Source organism: Flavobacterium urumqiense (assembly GCF_900108015.1).
Classification (GTDB): Bacteria; Bacteroidota; Bacteroidia; order Flavobacteriales; family Flavobacteriaceae; genus Flavobacterium; species Flavobacterium urumqiense.
Map to the genome: position 1 here is coordinate 404,487 of NZ_FNVP01000001.1, position 19,281 is coordinate 423,767.

Sequence of the window (19,281 nt, forward strand, 5' to 3'; positions counted from 1 at the left end):
TTTTTTTCGATAGTAATTCAATCACTGTTATTTCAAATAAATAGATTCTAGTTCAGAAATATTTTTTTTGATGTTGTGTTTTTCAGCATACAAATGGAAAGCATTTTTTGAGAATTTATCCAATAATTCTTTATCGTCCAATAGCTTTAAAATTCTACATTTAAAACCATTTATATCCTCGTTACCAACAACAAACCCATTATGATTATCAATAATTAAATCTTTATTTCCGTCACAATTCGTAACTACGCAAGCTTTAGACAGTGCCAAACTTTCAATAACAGCATACGGCATTCCTTCATATCTTGAGGTTGAAAGATAAAACTTAGAATGACTGATAATATTAAAAACATCGGTTCTTTCTGTCCAATCTAAAAGTGTTACGTCATTACTCATGTCTAACTCCTGAATCAAACTTTTAACTGATTTCAACTGCCCTGATACCGGACCAACTCCCATTATGACTAAATGAATTTTATTTTCTTTATTGACCTCATGCATCACTCGTATCATTTGCTCAATATTTTTTTGATAGGACGGTCGACCAACGGTACAAATATATTCATCCGGCCACGTTTTAGGAATCGTTAAGGGATGTATTTTAGTTATTGGTTCAATACAGTTGTTGAAAACTATCGCGTTTTCTGGTTTATACCCAACTTCTTCTGTAGCGCGCTTTTTTTCTGATCGTGATGTAGCTAAAAGCAGACTGTTTCCATTGGCAAGAAACTTTTCAATACTTAAAAAAAAACTTCTTTTCAGGATGTTTTGCGTACTTAAATAAGAGAAAGCGTGCGGCGTATAAATTACTCTTATTCCTAATAATCTTCCCGTAATTCGGCCTACAATTCCACCCTTAGCGCTGTGTGCGTGTATTACATTTGGCTTTTCTTTTTTTAGAATTTTATACGTTTGAAAAAGTGATTTAATATCATCAACTATTGAAATATCTCTAAAAATAGAAACTCTGTATTCTTTTACTTTATTTCCATTTTTATCAAAAAAAGGTTTAATAGTGTCTTTTGTTCCGTGAATAACGATGTTTTCAAACGAATCAATATTCATATTTTCTAAAATAAGTCTCAAATAGACATCAACTCCGCCTATCGAATGTAATAAATGAACGATCTTTAGTTTTGCCATTTTCTGATGTAAAAAAATAATAATCGTTATTTATTTCTTGCGTAATTATAGTTAAAAATTCAAATGTATCACAAATTTAATAATTACAAAGTATTGCTTTCAATTAAAGGCAAATCACATTTATAAAATATATTCAGTTTCTTTGATTAAAAAAAATAACGATATTTACCAAAATTTTAATTTTTACCATTTAAATAAATTCAAATGAAAAAAACGTTTATGATTGCGACTCTAGTTGCTTTATTTTCATTGTCTTGTGGAAACAAGAAAGAGGAAACGACCCAGCAAGATGCCATTCAAGAGGTTGTGCCTACAGCGAATAATGAAGTAAAAATTGAAGTTACTGACTTTGACCGTTACGAAGGCAAAATTGTTTTGGGAACTAATGGTCAATGGTATTTAATAAAAGAAGGGGTTCGCTGGAGAACAAATTCTGTGGCTGCTACAGATGATTATATCAAAACGCTTCCTCCCGGCAAAGATTATGTTGTAAAAAATGTTCCTATGGAGACATTGCAGCAATTTTCAGAAGTTGGAGAAATTCTTCCAAAACTGGAATTTAAAAAAGATGTAATTAAAACCGCTAAATAAGCGGTTTTTTTATTCTAAAAATATTACGTAACAGTAAGTTTGTTCTTTTGTTGCAACCAATAACTGGCGAATATAGAAATCCATAACCCGCTGAAAACAATTCCATCAAAACGAAGAAGGAAGTCATCTGTAAGGTTTGAAGTAAAAAACAGGAAAAAGAAAGAAATTATGACTGGATTTTTCGTTTTAAATCCCATAAAAGCAATAAATCCAATATAAAGCAAAGCAACAATTGGTCCCAATATTCCAAATTTTAATAAATAATCTAAAAATTGATTGTGTGTTGGAAACTCATATTTTGTCAAAAATATTTGATTTGTTTCTTTAAAATACTTAATTAATTCTGTCTTCCCATCTGATGCTCCTACTCCAAAGGGAAGATTTTTAAGAGACAATTCCCAAGCTGATTTCCAGATTGATAATCGGGTTACAAACGAACTGTATACGGCTATTTCAGGATGATTTATTTCATCTAATTTACCTACTTTGTCCATATTCGAAAAAATCTGCGTCGAATACTTTTCTTTCATGTAAGGATCCTTTTGTAGGAATAAAAATAAAACGGAACCACTCAAAATCAGTGTTATTATTGCTTTTTTGAAAATAACTTTAAAACTATACCTTTTGGAAATTTGAAAATATCCAACCGTCATAAAACCAACCAAAGTAGCTAGTAAAGCCATTCTGGTATTCACGTATAAGACAAAGAAGAACGAGAGAATAAAAAGGGTTAAATTTCTAATTTTAAACCACTTATTCTCATTTATATTTGAAGGTTCAAACAAAAAATAAATATTAGAAAAAGCGACAAAAGCCAAATGCATATTGAGCGCGGGAGCATGAATCCCAATACTGTCAGAAAACACATAACCCATTTCCCAAAGATGAATTCCATTGAGGTATTTGAAAAAATGCTCCGGATCCAGTATTATAAAACGCACAAAAAAGAAAGTCATAATAAAAGTTGTACCCATGCAATAGGCTTTCAAAATTTTATGAAATTGAATTCGCTGATAGTTTCCAATTATAAAAAGTGGAAAAAAGAGCAGTGATAGACTTTTTTCCAATGATTTTAAACCAAGATCGTAAGAATTATTAGTTCCAAAAAACAATATTTCCATCAAAAATGGAGATGCTATTACCAACATAATCGGTAATTGGCTTTTTGAAATTTTTATTTTTTTTAAAAACAATAAATTAAAAACTACAAAAACGATTAAGAAAACTGTACATAGTTTTCTGAAAATTAATGTAATAGCAATTAAAAATAAAAATAAATTAAATACTTTGTCGAATGTCTTTTCTGAAATCTTCATAATACAATGCAAAATATATTAAAGGAAAAAGTCCTATTTTATGTCGGATGGAAGTGCCTAAATCTGGTTCAAATATCCCTTGAACTATAAAGTAAGCAAATAAAATTAATAAGGTCCACAACTCAAATTGATATTGTTTTCTGTTTTTTAAACATCTGGAAAACCGGACAAATAAAATATAAAAAATCAATAATTGCCAGATTACGAAAGCGAGTACTTGCGGAGATAAAATATGCTTTATTGCCTCGACAACAGGGACATTTACAGCCATAAAACCATAAACAATTCCAAATGCCTCTCCATACCAAGTGTCTTGCGAAATAGGTGATACGATTGCCGTATTAATACTGTTTTTATTCGCATTAGTAACATAATTTTCCCTTGTTTGCTTTGAAATATATTCTCCTTTTATAACTCCATGACTCAAGGATAAAAAAATGGCAATCAATAATCCATAAAAAATAGTAGAAAATGTTTTGTTCTCAAATTTGATAAACGATACTAAATACATCCCCACCGCAAGTATTGGCATTAAAAGATAATACGGTCTGAAAAATGAAAAACAAGCGATTAAAAAAAGTGAAAAAATAATTTTAAACAACGGTTTTCTATTGGACTGAAAAATAAAAGGAATGGTACAAAACATCAAAAAAGTAATAAATTCCTTAGTGGGCATAGACATGTATATTCCTAAAAGCAGCAAGGCAATGTAGACCAAAATATTTTTTACGTTCAGCTTATGGAAGTTAAAAGGTACGCCTATTTTATATAATATGTACGTTACAATAGGAAATTGAATCAGGGCAATAAGAAAAAAAGGAAGATGCCGCAAACCTGTAAGTTTGTAAAACATAATCGCGAACGGATAACTGCCTAACCAGCCTATTTCGTGACCCTTATCAAATACGATTATTACCGTATCATTAAAATATCTTTCCGGCAAAATATAAGGCGTCAGAAAGGCAATTATTAAATTATAAAAAAACAACCCTGTAAATACTGCCTTATTTTTTTTTATTAATGTTCGCATCTTTGCTTTTTATAGGAAAATCTTATTTTGTTTGTAAACAATCATACAACAAAAAGCTTTTTTTTTCAGTCTATTCTAATGAAATAGAACTACTACCTTGTCTTTTTTATAAATAATTATTGCTGTAACTATGTTCCAAAAAAGTAAACTCGAAACAAAAGCAATTGCCGCTCCGGTAAGAGAATATATTGGAATTAATATAATATTTAGAATTAAATTGACCAATACCGCAAAGATTAAGACAATTTGAAAAATACTCTGTCTTCCCGTCATATTCAAATATATCGCTGATACTCCAAAAAAAGAAGCCATTAATTGACCCACCATTAATATCAAAAGTGCTTGTTTCCCTTGTGTGTAATTTTCTCCAAAGAAATATAAAATATTTTCGGAAAACAAACAAACAAATAAAACCACCGGTAATGTCAACAAAACAATTATTCTGGCGCTGTGTTTCAATGCCTTTAATAGTTCTGTACGGTTCTTGTCCGTATAATGTTGTGCGATTTTTAAAGAAACAGAAATATACACTGAGTTATTAATCATAAACAAAATCGAAACTAACTTCATTGCAACAGCATAGTAGGCAACGGTTTCATCGCCTTTTAATTTTTTCAAAAACACCACATCAAAAGTCATCATCAAGAAAATAGCTAAATTGCTTATAGCCATCGGATATGATTTGTGAGCAATAAAGGAGTACGAAAATGGATTGGTGTCATTTAGCAATATTGAATCGTTTTTTTGCTTTTTGAAAAGACGAAAAATAATAATCGTTGTTATTATCGAAAGTGGAACAAATCCTATCAAAAAAGTATCTACCAAATAGGTTTCCTGATGGTAATGAAACAATACGACCGCCCCAATAATAACAAAAACATACTTAAAAGTATTTCTAAATAATTCAGCAATATAAATTTTGTCTAATGCCCGAATTGTTTCTGTATTAAATAAAGTTATCGAATAGAAAAATAACGCAATAATTGCCTTTGTCATCAGCAAATAAGTGCTTTTATCATTAAAAAAAACAGCAATTCTATTTGATCCAATGCTGAAAAACACAATTAATACCAGTAAACACAATACAAAAATAAGCACTATAATTTTTTTGTAAATTGATTTTAATTTTTGGGTTTCATTTGTGCTTTTTAATATCCCGGTAAAATATAATATGGATTGATCTGTACCTAGAACACAAATACTGCTTAGGACTAATAAAACCATCCTTATAAAGTCATATTGACCAATGATTTTTGGATCGTAATTATGAGTTAAAAATAAGGAAAATCCAAAAAGAGTGACTATCCCTACAATTCTTAAAAACATCGTTTTTAAACTCTGTAAAACAAATGGATTTTTTTTTATTTTATTGAAACCCATATTGATTTTTTTTCAAAATTTTAGGAAATTGAAGTCCTTGTAGTAAATAAATTTCTTTTGGATTCAGTTTTATCTTAAAAACTGCCTAAAAAGGCTTTACGCCAATTTTTCTTTTTTCATTTGACTTCTATAATACTTTAAAAATAAGTGAATAAAAATAAAGGAAAGCAAAAACAAAATTGGTAAAATCAATTTTAATCTTCCATTGACCGAGTTCGTAGTTTCAATATTTGATGTGGTGCTGTTGTCCTTTACAATTTTATTTAATCCAACCAATTTTACTCTGTATATTCCTTGTTCGTTAATTAAAGTCTCTTTGGTTTTAATAACATCATTCAGTTGCGTATTTTCATTATAATAGATTAGTTTATCACTTTTTTGAGCGCCATTTACCATATTTGAAAACCCATTCAAAATACCATTTATTTGTGAAATAATAGTGTCATTTTGAATCATCTTTATTTGAATATTATTAACCGTTTCTTTCTGGATCTTTTTATAATAATCTGTTTCGTTCAGATAGTTTATAATAGGCTCAACAGTTTCCGAATCGTTTATTGTTCTTTTGGTTTTGAAAGTAATTGCATGAGAGGTATAATTTTTACTGGTCATATTATCTTCCAAAATTTTATTAATATCTCGGCCCTCAGCCATTAACTTGATTAGCTCAAAATTTTCAGGTTTATTCTCAATAAATTTATAGACATCTACTATTGGCTTGACATCTATTTTTAGTATTTCTTTAGGCTTTTTTATCCCAACAACATCTTTAAGAAAAACAGTATCTCCTTCTTTGATTTTAGATTCAATCAAATCTATTTTAGAATACAAATAATCGGTGCTTCCAAAATTTGGGGTCGCTATAATTTGATGATCGTATGTTTTTTGTATTTCGTCTAAAAACATTCCCAAACCGACTCCAACAACCAATAAAATGATAATTATAATTGCATTTTTCACAAAAAACCGAATGCATTTGAATATCAAAGTACTAATTCCTTCAAAAAAACTTCTTATCTTTTTGGAAATTTGTGTTAAATCAATTTCCTGATCATCAGGATTATGTTGGGGTAAGTTTGCACTCATATTCTGTTTTTATTTTACGTTGAAAATTTGTTCCAATATTTTAATGGTAATCAAATAGGTTGGCTTTACTCCTGTTGTTCCCAGTCCGCCAGAAGCCAGTGTGCTACCCGTTTCTAGTGGATTATCCGAAGCATAATATGCATATCTAACTTTAACATCCAATGGAACGCTTTTTCTGATTTTGGAAGCGGACTGAATGGCCTTTTGATAATATGAACCTTCCATTTCCAGACCAATTACGCCCCATGTTGATTCGTGGAAAAACTTCAATAAATCCCTGTTTTGCAATGATGTTCCAAGTACAGTAACCATTGGTCCTGCAAAAACTGAAATTCCATTACCTTCAAACATATCTGCTGTTAATTCATTTTTGAAAAAATAATTATCTGCAGTTCCCTCATTGATATGCGCATTAGGAATCATAATATCTCCTTTTCCACCTTCCAAGATTCCTGCTTTCCCCATTATAGAAACGGATTCTACATTAAGCAAAGTCTCTTTTTTGTACGGTTTCAATAATTCATCGATAGTTTCATAGGCTTGCTCGCCAAAAGCATAATCCATGACTATTAATACTGGTTGTTTAGTTTTTGTATTAGCTTTTGGAAACGAAGTTTTAGCCCAATCCATTTTGGCTGTATCAAAAATTTGAACGTCAATATTCGTTCCAGATGTGTCTGGTAACGAAATCATTCCACATTTCAAAGCTACTTCTTCAACTTGATTGCGAACTTCATTTGCGCCTGACTTGCTTAATTCTTCATAAATAAAGAAATCTGATTTGCCTTTAAATTTGGTTTTTAAAACCTCCGTTGCAAAAATAGAGTTCATTACACTATGCATATTGGCACTGATAACATGAATTGGACGACCTAAAAGATTGTTTTCTTTCAAAACCTCCTTGATATTTGTTGCCCATATTTCACCATGAATATGATGTCCTAAACGTTCTCGCAAAATAGGACTGAAAGTTATCGTCCTTTTATTATCATCAACAACTTCTTCTATTGCCAATTTTCCTAACCAAAAAATCACGTGCAAAAAACGATCCGGTGAAGCAGCCGAACCAAATGCGTCGTAAATGTCCAATACTTCTTCAAATGTTCGTCCTAAGATGTTCGCTGCATGTGAAATCGCTTTCTCTTTTTCTACAAGCGTCAGTTTTTTATTTTGGGAAACCGCTTGTTCGAGTTTAAACCAATCGCGTGATACTTCACCGGCGTCATCCAGCAAAACTCTATTTCTGATTTTATGGGATTCGATGAAAATAAAGGTCAAATGCGTCAAAATATCATAAATATCGGAACGTCCGCGGGTAATTTCCACATTCATTTGTTCCTCATCAATTCGATAACAATTGCGTCGTCTTTTAGGTGGAACAATCGCTTTAAAATGAGATTTTGAATACCCTTCTTCCGAGGTTAAATTGATAAAACGACATTCTTCAATTCCTAGTGGAAGGCGTTCAATAACATATAAAAGTCCGTTTAATTCTACTTTTTCTTCACCAATATTTCCATATATTTCTGGGCGTAGCGCCAATAAAGCTTCTCTTAATGTGTCTCCAGAAATTCCCATTGGTTTATAAAAACCTCTATTGAATAAATGACGCATGGTAATGTACATTTTTTCAATAGCCGCCGATGATTCTTGTGCTCTGGATCTTGATATATTTCTAGTCTCTTTCATTCTTTTTTATTTTCTAACCCGTAAATGTAATTCTTTTATTTATTGTTTTAATAAATCCACAATACTCCTATCATTAGAAAGTCTTGGTATTTTATTCTGTCCGCCTAATTTTCCTATTGATTTCATATAGTCCTGAAATCCATTTTTTGCCACTTTTGTTACAACTACTTTTCGCAATACATTCCCCACAATCAGATCGTCATAATACATATTCTGTTTTCTCATGGCATCGTCTATTGCTTCCGCAAAAGCTCCGCTGTCTTCCGGTTCGTTCTCGAATTCTATAAACCATTCATGGTAAGGCAATCCTTCTGCTGGCGTGATCTGAGGCGCGACAGTAAATTCATTGATCCGAATAGTCGTCCCAATTATTGCTTCCTGCAACGCGCTTTCTACTTCCTTGCCAATCACATGTTCCCCAAAAGCCGAAATGTAATGCTTGATTCTTCCGGAAACAATAATTCGATACGGTTTTAATGAAGTAAACTGAACGGTATCGCCAATATTATATCCCCAAAGTCCCGCATTAGTAGAAATAATCAAAACATAGTTTACCTTCAATTCTACTTCGCCAATCGTATAACGTCTTGGTCCCGAACCTTCGGAATCCGTATAAAATTCGTCACTTTTTATAAATTCATAAAAAATTCCCGCATTCAACAGCAACAGCATTCCCTTTTCTTTTTGGGAATCTTGGTACGCAAAAAATCCTTCCGAAGCAGGGAAAAGTTCTATGCTGTCTACTTTTCGACCAATTAAATTTTCAAATTTGGCGCGATACGGTTCGTAGTTGACACCGCCGTAAATAAATAAATTGAAGTTTTTAAAGATTTCGCCAACTGGCTTCCCTCCTTTTTGTTGCAGTTTTTCAAAATACATTTGCACCCACGAAGGAATACCGGAAATCACCGTCATATTTTCGTTGAATGTTTCTTCCACGATCGCATTTACTTTGGTTTCCCAATCTTCGATGCAATTCGTTTCCCACGAAGGCATTCGGTTTTTTTGCAGATATTTTGGAACAAAATGAGCTACAATTCCAGATAATCTGCCCAGTTTTATACCATACTTTTTCTCTAGAATTGGGCTTCCCTGAAGAAAAATCATCTTGCCGTCAATAAAATCCGCTTTTCCCGTTTCATGGATATAATGCAAAATCGCATTTCGTGCCGCTTCAATATGAAAAGGCATCGATTCCTTAGTTAACGGAATATATTTTGCTCCGGAAGTTGTTCCCGATGTTTTGGCAAAATAGAGTGGTTTCCCTTTCCAAAGCACATTTTCCTCCCCTTTTACCACCCTATCCACATAGGATTTTAACCCTTCGTAATCACGAACTGGAACATTTTTGGCAAAATCGGCGCTTGATTTTATTGTATCGAAATGATGGTCAATGCCAAATTGCGTTCCCTTAGCTTCTTTAATTAATTTTTGTAAAACTTTGTTTTGGGTTGCAACAGGCTTAGTAGACCAAGCCTGTGTTTCTTTATATATTTTCTTTGCAAATAGTTTTGCAGCGACTGATTTTATTGACATTTTAAAAAATTTGTAAATTTAGTTTTTATTGCTTTTTCTGTGAAATAGAAAACAAAAATAGGGCGAAAGAGTAAAGAAAAAATCCCTAAAATTAATTGTTGATTCTCTTTTATTGCAAAAAAAAGAATGGTACTACTAACTGCTGGTACTATAAATCCGGCTTGTGTAATTTTAATAGTAGCATATTCTTGAGAAAAAGCCCAAACTTCAAGATTTTTCATAGAACTTGAAGTCCTGTAACCATCAAGATAATTGCTGTTTTTGGGAGGAAATAAATAGGAAACTAAACCCACTATTATAAAAATACTTCCACAAAATAATGGCATTTCGAGCCGTTGATGAATCCAATTCATAAATTATTTAGATTTCTTATTGGATAAATTGAATTTTACGTTTTTTTCCTCTTTCGCCACTTGTTCCCTTAATTCCAGTTCCTTTTTTGAGGGAGATAGATTAACGGGCGAAGGAATTTCTTCAGTTGCGGAAAGAATGGAATCTTTATTGAATTTGGCAAATTCCAATTCACCGGTTAATACTTTCTGAATCGATTTAATATACGCTTCGTTTTTCTTCAATGCAAATGATAAAGAATCTGCTTTTAAGGCTAATTGGGTGGCATCTTTTTTAAGTTGGGAAGACGAATAACCAGGAATATATTCACGTAAAGGGGTAAAGGCAATGATAAAAGTAGTAACCGTGATAATAATTATGGTGCTCAAAGTAATAAATACAAAAACATTCATCAAAGTAAGTTTTAAAGAAAATGTTTCTTCAAAAGTATCTTCGTTTAGAATTATTAAACGTCTTTTATTGAATAAATTTTCTTTAATTATTTTACGCTTTTGTCTTTTCTTGGACATCTAATTTGATTATTGAACAAATATAAACAATTAATGTCATTGATGTTATTTGTATAATTTCAACGCTTTTCACAAAACTGTAATTTTTTTTTAATAAACTTTTAACGTTGGCCAAACCAAATAATTGCCTTAAAATGAGTTTCTATTAATTAATTTATAATTATCTTTGTCACTAGTTTTTATTACAAATTTGCTTCGGCGTAAATTATTCAATCATGGGAAGATTAGGTGTTACAGAAATCCTTGTTATATTGGCGATTGTTTTATTACTTTTTGGAGGTAAAAAAATTCCAGAATTAATGAAAGGATTAGGAAGCGGAATTAAAGAATTTAAAAACGCCGCTAAAGACGGTCAAGCAGCCGATAAAAAAGAAGAAGAAGAAACAAAATAAAAAAAGGCTTTTCATAAATGAAAAGCCATTTTTTTTGTGGTTTAAATTATCATTGTCAATTGAATTCTCTTTCTATCGTCATCAACTTCCGTTACTTTTACCTGAACATGCTGGTGTAATTTAACCACTTCATTCACATCGCTGACAAAACCCGCTTTAAGTTGGGAAATGTGAACCAAGCCGCTTTCTTTCACTCCAATATCTACAAAACAACCAAAATTGGTAATGTTATTCACAATTCCAGGCAAAATCATTCCAGTTTTTACGTCTTTAATCGTTTTTACATTTGGGTCAAATTCAAAAACTTTGGCTGATTTTCTGGGATCTAATCCCGGTTTCTCCAATTCTTTAATGATGTCTTTCAATCCCAGTAAACCAATCTCAGGCGTGATGTAATTTTCGGGCTTTATTAAAGTCGTTTTTTCTGTATTGGCAATCAAATCATTGACGGTCAATTTCAAATCTTTGGCCATTTTTTCCACAATACCATACGCTTCAGGATGCACGGCTGAATTATCCAAAGGGTTTTTTGCATTCGAAATTCGGATAAAAGCCACACCTTGCTGATATGCTTTTTCACCTAATCTTGGTACTTTTTTTAGTTGTTTTCGATCTGTAAAAGGACCATTTTCGGAACGATATTGAACAATATTTTCAGCCAGCTTCTCTCCTATTCCACTCACATAACTCAATAAATGTTTACTCGCCGTGTTGATATTTATCCCCACTGAATTCACGCATCGAATCACCGTGTTATCGAGTTCTTCTTTTAACTTATTTTGATCAACGTCATGCTGGTATTGGCCTACGCCAATGGCTTTCGGATCAATTTTTACCAATTCGGCCAAGGGATCAGAAAGTCGTCTCCCAATAGAAATCGAGCCACGAACCGTTACATCATAATTAGGAAATTCCTCCCTTGCAATTTTAGATGCGGAATAAACAGATGCGCCAGCTTCGGAAACAATGAAAACTTGAACCGGTTTATCAAAAACTATTTTCTTAATAAAGAATTCGGTTTCACGAGAAGCCGTTCCGTTTCCTATAGAAATAGCGTCGATTTTATAGGAATTCACCATCGAACGGATTTTTTTCATCGCCATGGCTTCCTCTTTTTGAGGTGCATGTGGATAAATCGTTTCATTGTATAATAAATCTCCTTTTTCGTCTAAACAAACAATTTTACAACCGCTTCTAAATCCAGGGTCAATCGCCAGAATCCGTTTTTCACCCAAAGGCGGTGCTAATAATAACTGCCCCAAATTATTAGCAAAAACCTGAATCGAATTGGCATCAGCCTTAACCTTTGCTTCCTGCAAAGCTTCATTGGAAATTGCCGGATTCAACAATCGTTTATAACTGTCTTCAATTGCCAACTGTACGTGTGGTGTAGTTTTATTTTGACCTTTTAAAACTAATGCGTCAATAATATGATAGGCTTCATTAATATCAACTTCTACTTTAAACTTAATAAAACCTCCATTTTCCGCACGAAGAATCGCTAATAATCGGTGCGATGGCGCCTTAGTCAACGGTTCTGACCAATCGAAATATTGATTGAATTTCTGCGCGCCTTCATCGTCTTTTTTTGTTTTTACCACCTTTGTTGTAATGATTGCTTTACGTTCGTACAATCTTCGAAGTTGTTTTCGAACATAAATATTTTCGTTAATCCATTCGGCAATAATATCGCGCGCACCTTGTAGGGCTGCATCTTCATTGGTTATATTTTTATTCAAATATTTGGTAGAAATAAAATCGACATTATCATTATTTTGCGCCATAATGATTTTTGCCAATGGTTCTAATCCGTTTTCACGAGCGACATCGGCTTTGGTTTTTTTCTTTTTTTTATAGGGTAAATAAAAATCTTCTAATTCCTGTAAATCGAAACTGATTTGGATCTTTTTTTCTAATTCCGGGCTAAGAACATTTTGTTCCTGAATAGACTTTAAAATTGCTTCTTTCCTTTTTACAATAACTTCGTAATCCTTTTGGAATTTGGCAATTTGCTCAATAAAAACTTCATCGAGATTTCCAGTTGTATCTTTTCGATAACGGGAAATAAACGGAATCGTACAATCCTCTTTTAATAATTGAACCGTATTTTGAATATTAATTGCTTCCGTCGAAACATATTTGGCTATAAATTGTATATTGGTCATCCTGTAATTAGATAATTTTAAATGCATTACTCTGAAAAAGTTTTAATTAGAAAAAATGAAATCGTCTAATTAATTTTTAGCTAAAATAATAGCTTTTAACTTCAAATTTATATCAATTATGACTTTATTATATAGTTTTTTGACCTTAAATATTTTAGCTTTTATAATTACCGCTTATGACAAACGATTGGCGATTGTGCAAAAAAAAAGGATCTCTGAAGAAACTCTTTTAACGTTCGCTGCTGTTGGCGGCACAATTGGTTCGGCATTAGCCATGTATATTTTCCGTCATAAAACTTCTAAAAAATACTATCTCTTTAAGTTTTACAGAATTGTATTTATCCAAATATTAATTATTGGATGCCTATTTTATTTTGGCATTTTAAATGAAAATCACATTATAAAATCTAAATAATTACTTTTATTAATTACTTCAAAAGTAGCTTCTGGATATGCTTTTGCAAAAGCTGTTGGAATTTTTGTGTTTTTATATTCATTCCATTTAAACTCAAAACCAGCCAAAACAGTAGCTTTTTCTTCTAACCAATCTAATTCTTGCTGATCGTAAGTACGCCAGAAATAATTATTTGTTTTCGTTTTGTGATAATTTTGCTTTTTTATCCTCTCTGAAGCGAGATAATTTTCCCATAAATCTCCAACGTCATTTCTTGAATCCAATCGATTAAAATTATTGATAATTCCATTCCTGATTCCATTGTCATAAAAATACCAACGGCTGGATTTCACAATTTCCTTTCGAAGATTGCGACTGAATCCTTCTACTTTAAAGACAATAAACACTTTAGAAAGCAAATCTAAATAATTAGCAACGGTATTTTTAGACATTTGCAACTGATTTGCCAATTCTTGCAACGATACTTCTTTTCCTAATTGATACGCTATCAAACGAAGTAAATCATAAATTTTATCGGCATGTTTTATTCCTTCAAAAACTAAAATATCTTTGAGTAAATAGGAATTAATGATTTCAAATAAATAGTCTTTTTTATCTTCCCAGTCTGGATATTGAACTAGCTCCGGATAACCGCCAAACAACAATCGTTGTTCTAAATTTTCTACAGTTTGTTTGTAATTTTCTTGTACCGAAAATTCTATTTGTGCTAATGGAAAAAGGTATAAAGTGTTTTTTCGTCCTACTAACGGTTCGCCAAGATGATTATTTAAATCAAATACGGAGGAGCCTGTCGCAATTATTTTGATTCCCTCAATAGAATCTACAATTAGTTTTAAAATCAAACCAATATCAGGAATAGTTTGGGCTTCATCTATAACTAGTAAATCAATATTGAGTAATAATCGCTTGTAATTAGCTACGGAACGATCTTTGAGCAAATTAGCGTCATTGATATCTTCTCCGTTCAGTTGCAAATAACTTCCGGTAGGAATAGTTTGAAGGTAATTTTTTATTAGTTCAGTTTTCCCAACACGACGAGCGCCCAGTAAAATCAAAACTTTGTTTGGTAGTACTTTTTTACCAAAATCTTGAAATAGTGCTCTTTTTAAATAATTTTCCATTCTATTTAATTTAAAAATCTAAACCAAATATAATCAAAAAATAGTAATTCAGTCAATGCACTGACTGAATTTACATTAATTCAGTCAGTGCATTGACTGAATAAATGTAAATTCAGTCAATAAAAAATTTCTAACAAGAAATTTTATCCACTCTTGTTTGATGTCTTCCACCTTCAAATTCAGTATTTAAAAAAGCATCTACCATTTCTACTGCTTGCGGTATAGAAGTAAAACGAGCTGGAATACTGATTATATTAGCATTATTGTGTTGGCGAGCCAAAGTTGCTATTTCTTTGATCCAGCACAAAGCGGCACGAACTTTCTCGTGTTTGTTGGCTGCCATAGCGATTCCGTTTCCGCTTCCGCAAATAATGATTCCAAAATTAGCTTTTGCTTCCGATATGTCATTTGCAACAGCATGCGCAAAATCAGGATAATCTACACTATCTACAGAATCGGTTCCGTGATTAGTTACTTCATGTCCTTTTGCTTTAAGCATTTCAACAATTGCTTTTTTGTATTCTGGACCAGCGTGATCGTTTCCTATGGAGATTTTCATTTGTAAAAGAGTTAAGTTGTGTGCTACAAATTTAAATAAAGAAATTTAGTTTTGTTGAATTTAATTCTCGCTTTCTTTAATAGCGTAATTTGATCTAAACTAGTCCTTAAAATTAAAGTGTGCTTTAGATTCTATAACTATCAGATTGCTATTAGATTAGGCTTTATTAACAATTCTATTAAATCTACAAATGACTGTAAATCAATGTAGATTATATAATAAAATTGTTAATTTTTTACATTGTTAATAGCAAAACTTAATCACTTGATATTCAGTTAACTTTAAATTAACATACATTGTTTATAACTTTAGATAGAATATTAGAAGTTTTTTTGGGTTGTAACCAAAAAATAAGTAATCCAAAACCCACATTAGAAATCCAAATTTTGTTTGGTGAATTTTTAGAATAGTTATCATTATAAAAAAGTACTTTATTAACAAAAAATTTAAAAATACTTATTTACAAAAACGATTCATTTTACATTATTAACCATTGTTAATTAAAATTTAAAAACACTTTAAAACTAAACCTTTATCATAAAATAAGTATGTTGATAACTCTATATAACATCCTAAAACTTCATTTCAATACATTTTAAAATAAATTTATTGCCATTATTAACAAGCTATAATAACAACCAAAAAATAATTTAAATTTAATTTTTCTTTTTGTTTATATTAATATATGTTGATAACATTTAACTTTTAAAAAATTTAAAATCATGTTTTAGAAATGTAAACGCTATGAATTAATTAAACAATTCTAAGATTGTTATTCAGATTGTCTAAAATATCTTGAACCGCTTGAAAATCGTTTGGATGTACTTTTAGTTTAATCCCGCCTAAAGCTGCAGAATAAAAAGGAGCAACCGCTAATGTAGTTTCATTTTCAAAAAAATAATGAATTCCCTCCTGATCTAAAATATGTTTTAGAATAACAATTTCATGTGAGTAATTGAAAATAGCAATGGTTTGAAAGTCTTCCATTTTAATTGTTTTTATAAAGATACAACTATTCTGTAAAGTTATATTTTCTTTAAATCTGTTAACCATTTATTGATAACCATTAACTATTTCGTAATTTTATAGCTTATAAGAAAAGATCTATGAGCAAAAGATTAAGAAAGCCGATAAAAAAAGAGAAAGATTTCTCTGATAAAATATTAAAAATATTATCGCAAAGTGCTAATAAAGCATTCAATTACAAACAAATAGGAGCAAAGCTAGAACTCGATGATACCCAAAGCAGAAATCAAATTATTAAAGATTTGAAAATTCTCGCTTCCCAAGATAAAATTATCGAATCAGAACCCGGAAAATATTTAGTTAAAGCAGTAAGTAAAGATTATTACGAAGGTAAAATTGATATGACTGGTCGTAAGACAGCTTATTTCGTTTGTTCTGAACTGGAAGAAGATGTTTTTATTCCAACAAATAATTTGAATCACGCTTTAGATAAAGACATTGTAAAAGTATATGTTTACAACAAAAGAAAAGGTAAAAAACCAGAAGGTGAGGTAATTGAAGTAATTGAAAGAAATAAAACCGACTTTGTTGGTGTAATTGACATTCAAGCTAATTTTGCTTTTGTTTCTACAGCCAATCCAAAAATGTATACTGATATTTTTATTCCAAAAGATAAAATAGGCGAGGCGGAGCAAGGAGATGTGGTTTTGGTTCATATCGAAGATTGGCCAGCCAGAGCCGATAGTCCTTTTGGTTCTGTAATAAAAGTATTAGGGAAACCAGGAGAACACGATACCGAAATTCATGCCATTCTTGCGGAATACGGATTACCATCAGAATTTCCTATAGAAGTAGAAACATTTGCACAAAAAATAGATACTTCGATAGAAGCAAGTGAAATTGCGAAACGTCGTGACATGCGTGATACATTGACTTTTACGATAGATCCAAAAGATGCTAAAGATTTTGATGATGCTTTATCATTCAAAAAATTAGAAAATGGTAATTACGAAATTGGAATTCACATTGCTGATGTTTCCCATTATCTTCAGGAAGGAACAATCCTTGATGATGAAGCGTATCAAAGAGCCACTTCTGTTTATTTAGTGGATAGAGTAGTACCCATGTTACCAGAAGTGTTGTCAAATTTTGCTTGTTCGTTACGTCCAAATGAAGAAAAATATACATTCTCTGCTATTTTCGAAATAACGGAAACCACGCAAGTAGTCAATCAATGGTTTGGTAGAACTGTAATTTATTCGGATCAAAGGTTCTCTTACGAAGAGGCACAGTACATCATAGAGACGAAAGACGATGTTATACCATCAGCAATTTCTATAACTGGAAGTTCGTCTAAAGTTTCGAAAGAAATCGTTGCTGCAACGCTAAAAATGGATGAATTAGCTAAAATTTTTAGAAAAAGAAGAATGGCTGATGGCGCTATTTCTTTTGATAAAGTGGAAGTAAAATTCAATTTAGATGCTGATGGAGAACCGCAAGGTGTTTATTTTAAAGTATCAAAAGATGCCAATCATCTGATTGAAGAATTTATGCTTTTGGCAAACAGAAAAGTTGCAGAATTCATTGGAAAACAAAAGAAAACCTTTATTTACAGGATTCATGATGAGCCAAATGAAGATAAATTAATTGCCATGCAAACTTTAATTGCAAAGTTTGGTTACAAAATTGATTTTAGAAACAAAGGTGATATTTCAAAATCATTAAATGCTTTAATGGAAGAAGTGAACGGTAAAAAAGAACAAAATTTAATTGATACTCTTGCGATTAGAAGTATGAGTAAAGCCAAATATTCTACCGATAACATTGGGCATTACGGTTTAGCTTTTGAATATTATTCTCATTTTACATCACCAATTCGTCGTTATCCCGATGTAATGGTGCATCGATTATTGCAGCATTACCTGGACGGCGGAAAATCAGTAGATGAAGAAACGTATGAAACAAAATGTGTTCATTCTTCCACGATGGAAGGTTTAGCAACAAATGCGGAACGAGATTCTATAAAATACATGCAGGTAAAGTACATGCAAGATCATCAGGATCAGGAGTTTTTGGGTGTAATTTCCGGTGTTACAGAGTGGGGAATTTATGTTGAAATTATCGAAAATAAATGTGAAGGAATGTGTAGAATCCGAGATATAAAAGACGATTATTACACCTTTGACGAAAAACAATATGCATTAACTGGCGCAACTTCTGGAAAATTATTACAATTGGGAGATGAAATTTACGTTAAAGTAAAAAACGCCGATTTAGTTAAAAAACAGCTGGATTTTAATTTTTTAAGAAGAATTGAAGAACCAATAAAATAAAAAAATGAAAAAATTAGTCATTATTGCAGTTGTATTATTAAGCCAATTAACAAATGCTCAGGTAACTAGAAACTTAGGAGATTTTGATGACGTCAGAGTATTTGACAAAATCAATTTAAAACTGATTCCTGCTTCAGAAAATAAAACAATCATTACAGGAAATAGAGCGAATGAAGTAGAAGTGGTGAATAAAAACGGTATTTTAAAAATTAGAATGCCTTTTCCACAATTATTATCCGGTGATGATATCATAGTGAAATTATATTTTAAAAAGATTGAGGGTATTAGCGCAAGTGAAGGAAGTTATGTTTCAAGTGAAACTGATTTTAAACAAACAATATTAAATTTGAATGCAAAATCAGGTGCGGAGATTAACATAAACATAAATGTTGAAAAAGTGAATGTAAAAGCAAATGCAGGAGGAATAATTGAATTATCAGGAACAGCATTAAATCAAGATGTTGTTATTACTTCAGGAGGAATTCTAAAAGCAAAGGATTTACATACTACACAAACATCAATAAGCGTTTCTGCAGGAGGAAAAGCGGATATCTATGCTACAGCATTGGTAGATGTAAAAGTGAAAGCCGGAGGAGCTGTTTATATTTACGGAAAACCTAAGCAAATTAATAAAGAAGTTTTCATTGGTGGAACTATCATCGAAAAATAATAGTTTTGTAATTCTATTTGATAAATTTT

18 protein-coding genes are annotated in these 19,281 nt (G+C 31.4%); 5 read left to right on the forward strand and 13 right to left on the reverse strand.

Annotated features, from left to right (window positions below; translation table 11 throughout):
• Positions 1 to 27 precede the first annotated feature (27 nt).
• Positions 28 to 1,143 carry a glycosyltransferase gene (locus C4S35_RS01785; protein WP_103998510.1) on the reverse strand — a complete coding sequence of 372 codons (1,116 nt, stop codon included), beginning with the start codon at positions 1,141 to 1,143 and terminating at the stop codon, positions 28 to 30.
• 204 nt (positions 1,144 to 1,347) lie between these two features.
• Between C4S35_RS01785 and C4S35_RS01790 the strand changes: the two genes are divergently transcribed.
• Positions 1,348 to 1,734 (forward strand): hypothetical protein, encoded by a 387-nt coding sequence (locus C4S35_RS01790; RefSeq protein WP_103998511.1) that lies wholly within the window; start codon positions 1,348 to 1,350, stop codon positions 1,732 to 1,734.
• A 23-nt stretch (positions 1,735 to 1,757) separates the two neighbouring features.
• Here C4S35_RS01790 and C4S35_RS01795 read toward each other — a convergent pair whose 3' ends face one another.
• The 8 genes from C4S35_RS01795 to C4S35_RS01830 form a co-directional block, all read right to left on the reverse strand.
• On the reverse strand, positions 1,758 to 2,882 hold the full coding sequence (locus C4S35_RS01795) for an O-antigen ligase family protein (protein ID WP_244175174.1): 1,125 nt from the start codon (positions 2,880 to 2,882) through the stop codon (positions 1,758 to 1,760).
• 130 nt (positions 2,883 to 3,012) lie between these two features.
• The gene (locus tag C4S35_RS01800; RefSeq protein WP_103998513.1) at positions 3,013 to 4,080 is read right to left on the reverse strand and encodes a hypothetical protein; all 1,068 of its coding nucleotides are present in this window, start codon (positions 4,078 to 4,080) and stop codon (positions 3,013 to 3,015) included.
• 75 nt (positions 4,081 to 4,155) lie between these two features.
• Positions 4,156 to 5,460, reverse strand: coding sequence for a lipopolysaccharide biosynthesis protein (locus tag C4S35_RS01805; protein ID WP_103998514.1), 1,305 nt, complete (start codon positions 5,458 to 5,460; stop codon positions 4,156 to 4,158).
• 96 nt (positions 5,461 to 5,556) lie between these two features.
• Positions 5,557 to 6,546 carry a hypothetical protein gene (locus C4S35_RS01810; RefSeq protein ID WP_103998515.1) on the reverse strand — a complete coding sequence of 330 codons (990 nt, stop codon included), beginning with the start codon at positions 6,544 to 6,546 and terminating at the stop codon, positions 5,557 to 5,559.
• 9 nt (positions 6,547 to 6,555) lie between these two features.
• Positions 6,556 to 8,235: a DUF6909 family protein gene (locus C4S35_RS01815; RefSeq protein ID WP_103998516.1), complete on the reverse strand. Its 1,680-nt coding sequence runs from the start codon at positions 8,233 to 8,235 to the stop codon at positions 6,556 to 6,558.
• A gap of 39 nt (positions 8,236 to 8,274) precedes the next feature.
• The gene (locus tag C4S35_RS01820) at positions 8,275 to 9,771 is read right to left on the reverse strand and encodes a GH3 family acyl-acid amido synthetase (protein WP_103998517.1); all 1,497 of its coding nucleotides are present in this window, start codon (positions 9,769 to 9,771) and stop codon (positions 8,275 to 8,277) included.
• On the reverse strand, positions 9,762 to 10,124 hold the full coding sequence (locus tag C4S35_RS15540; protein WP_103998518.1) for an SdpI family protein: 363 nt from the start codon (positions 10,122 to 10,124) through the stop codon (positions 9,762 to 9,764). Before C4S35_RS15540 ends, C4S35_RS01820 begins: the two co-directional genes overlap by 10 nt.
• Before the next feature lie 3 nt (positions 10,125 to 10,127).
• Positions 10,128 to 10,631, reverse strand: coding sequence for a peptidase (locus C4S35_RS01830; protein ID WP_103998519.1), 504 nt, complete (start codon positions 10,629 to 10,631; stop codon positions 10,128 to 10,130).
• Positions 10,632 to 10,846: 215 nt separating this feature from the next.
• Here C4S35_RS01830 and tatA point away from each other — a divergent pair, with 215 nt between their 5' ends.
• Positions 10,847 to 11,023, forward strand: a complete 177-nt coding sequence (gene tatA, locus C4S35_RS01835; protein WP_103998520.1) for a twin-arginine translocase TatA/TatE family subunit — start codon at positions 10,847 to 10,849, stop codon at positions 11,021 to 11,023.
• A 41-nt stretch (positions 11,024 to 11,064) separates the two neighbouring features.
• On the opposite strand, the gene C4S35_RS01840 is transcribed toward tatA, so the two are convergent.
• Positions 11,065 to 13,188, reverse strand: coding sequence for a Tex family protein (locus C4S35_RS01840; protein WP_103998521.1), 2,124 nt, complete (start codon positions 13,186 to 13,188; stop codon positions 11,065 to 11,067).
• A gap of 118 nt (positions 13,189 to 13,306) precedes the next feature.
• On the opposite strand from C4S35_RS01840, the gene C4S35_RS01845 reads away from it, so the two are divergent.
• Positions 13,307 to 13,603 carry a DUF1294 domain-containing protein gene (locus tag C4S35_RS01845; protein ID WP_244175175.1) on the forward strand — a complete coding sequence of 99 codons (297 nt, stop codon included), beginning with the start codon at positions 13,307 to 13,309 and terminating at the stop codon, positions 13,601 to 13,603.
• Here the strand turns inward: C4S35_RS01845 and C4S35_RS01850 are convergent.
• The 3 genes from C4S35_RS01850 to C4S35_RS01860 form a co-directional block, all read right to left on the reverse strand.
• Complete coding sequence (locus tag C4S35_RS01850) at positions 13,582 to 14,724, reverse strand: ATP-binding protein (protein WP_103998523.1); 1,143 nt, start codon at positions 14,722 to 14,724, stop codon at positions 13,582 to 13,584. The genes C4S35_RS01845 and C4S35_RS01850 overlap by 22 nt on opposite strands.
• A 130-nt stretch (positions 14,725 to 14,854) precedes the next feature.
• Complete coding sequence (rpiB, locus tag C4S35_RS01855) at positions 14,855 to 15,283, reverse strand: ribose 5-phosphate isomerase B (protein ID WP_103998524.1); 429 nt, start codon at positions 15,281 to 15,283, stop codon at positions 14,855 to 14,857.
• A 753-nt stretch (positions 15,284 to 16,036) separates the two neighbouring features.
• Positions 16,037 to 16,270 (reverse strand): hypothetical protein, encoded by a 234-nt coding sequence (locus C4S35_RS01860; RefSeq protein WP_103998525.1) that lies wholly within the window; start codon positions 16,268 to 16,270, stop codon positions 16,037 to 16,039.
• Positions 16,271 to 16,389: 119 nt separating this feature from the next.
• Here C4S35_RS01860 and rnr point away from each other — a divergent pair, with 119 nt between their 5' ends.
• Together rnr and C4S35_RS01870 are read left to right on the forward strand one after the other, a co-directional pair.
• Positions 16,390 to 18,582, forward strand: a complete 2,193-nt coding sequence (rnr, locus tag C4S35_RS01865; RefSeq protein ID WP_103998526.1) for a ribonuclease R — start codon at positions 16,390 to 16,392, stop codon at positions 18,580 to 18,582.
• Positions 18,583 to 18,586: 4 nt separating this feature from the next.
• Positions 18,587 to 19,252, forward strand: a complete 666-nt coding sequence (locus C4S35_RS01870) for a head GIN domain-containing protein (protein ID WP_103998527.1) — start codon at positions 18,587 to 18,589, stop codon at positions 19,250 to 19,252.
• Positions 19,253 to 19,281 lie beyond the last annotated feature (29 nt).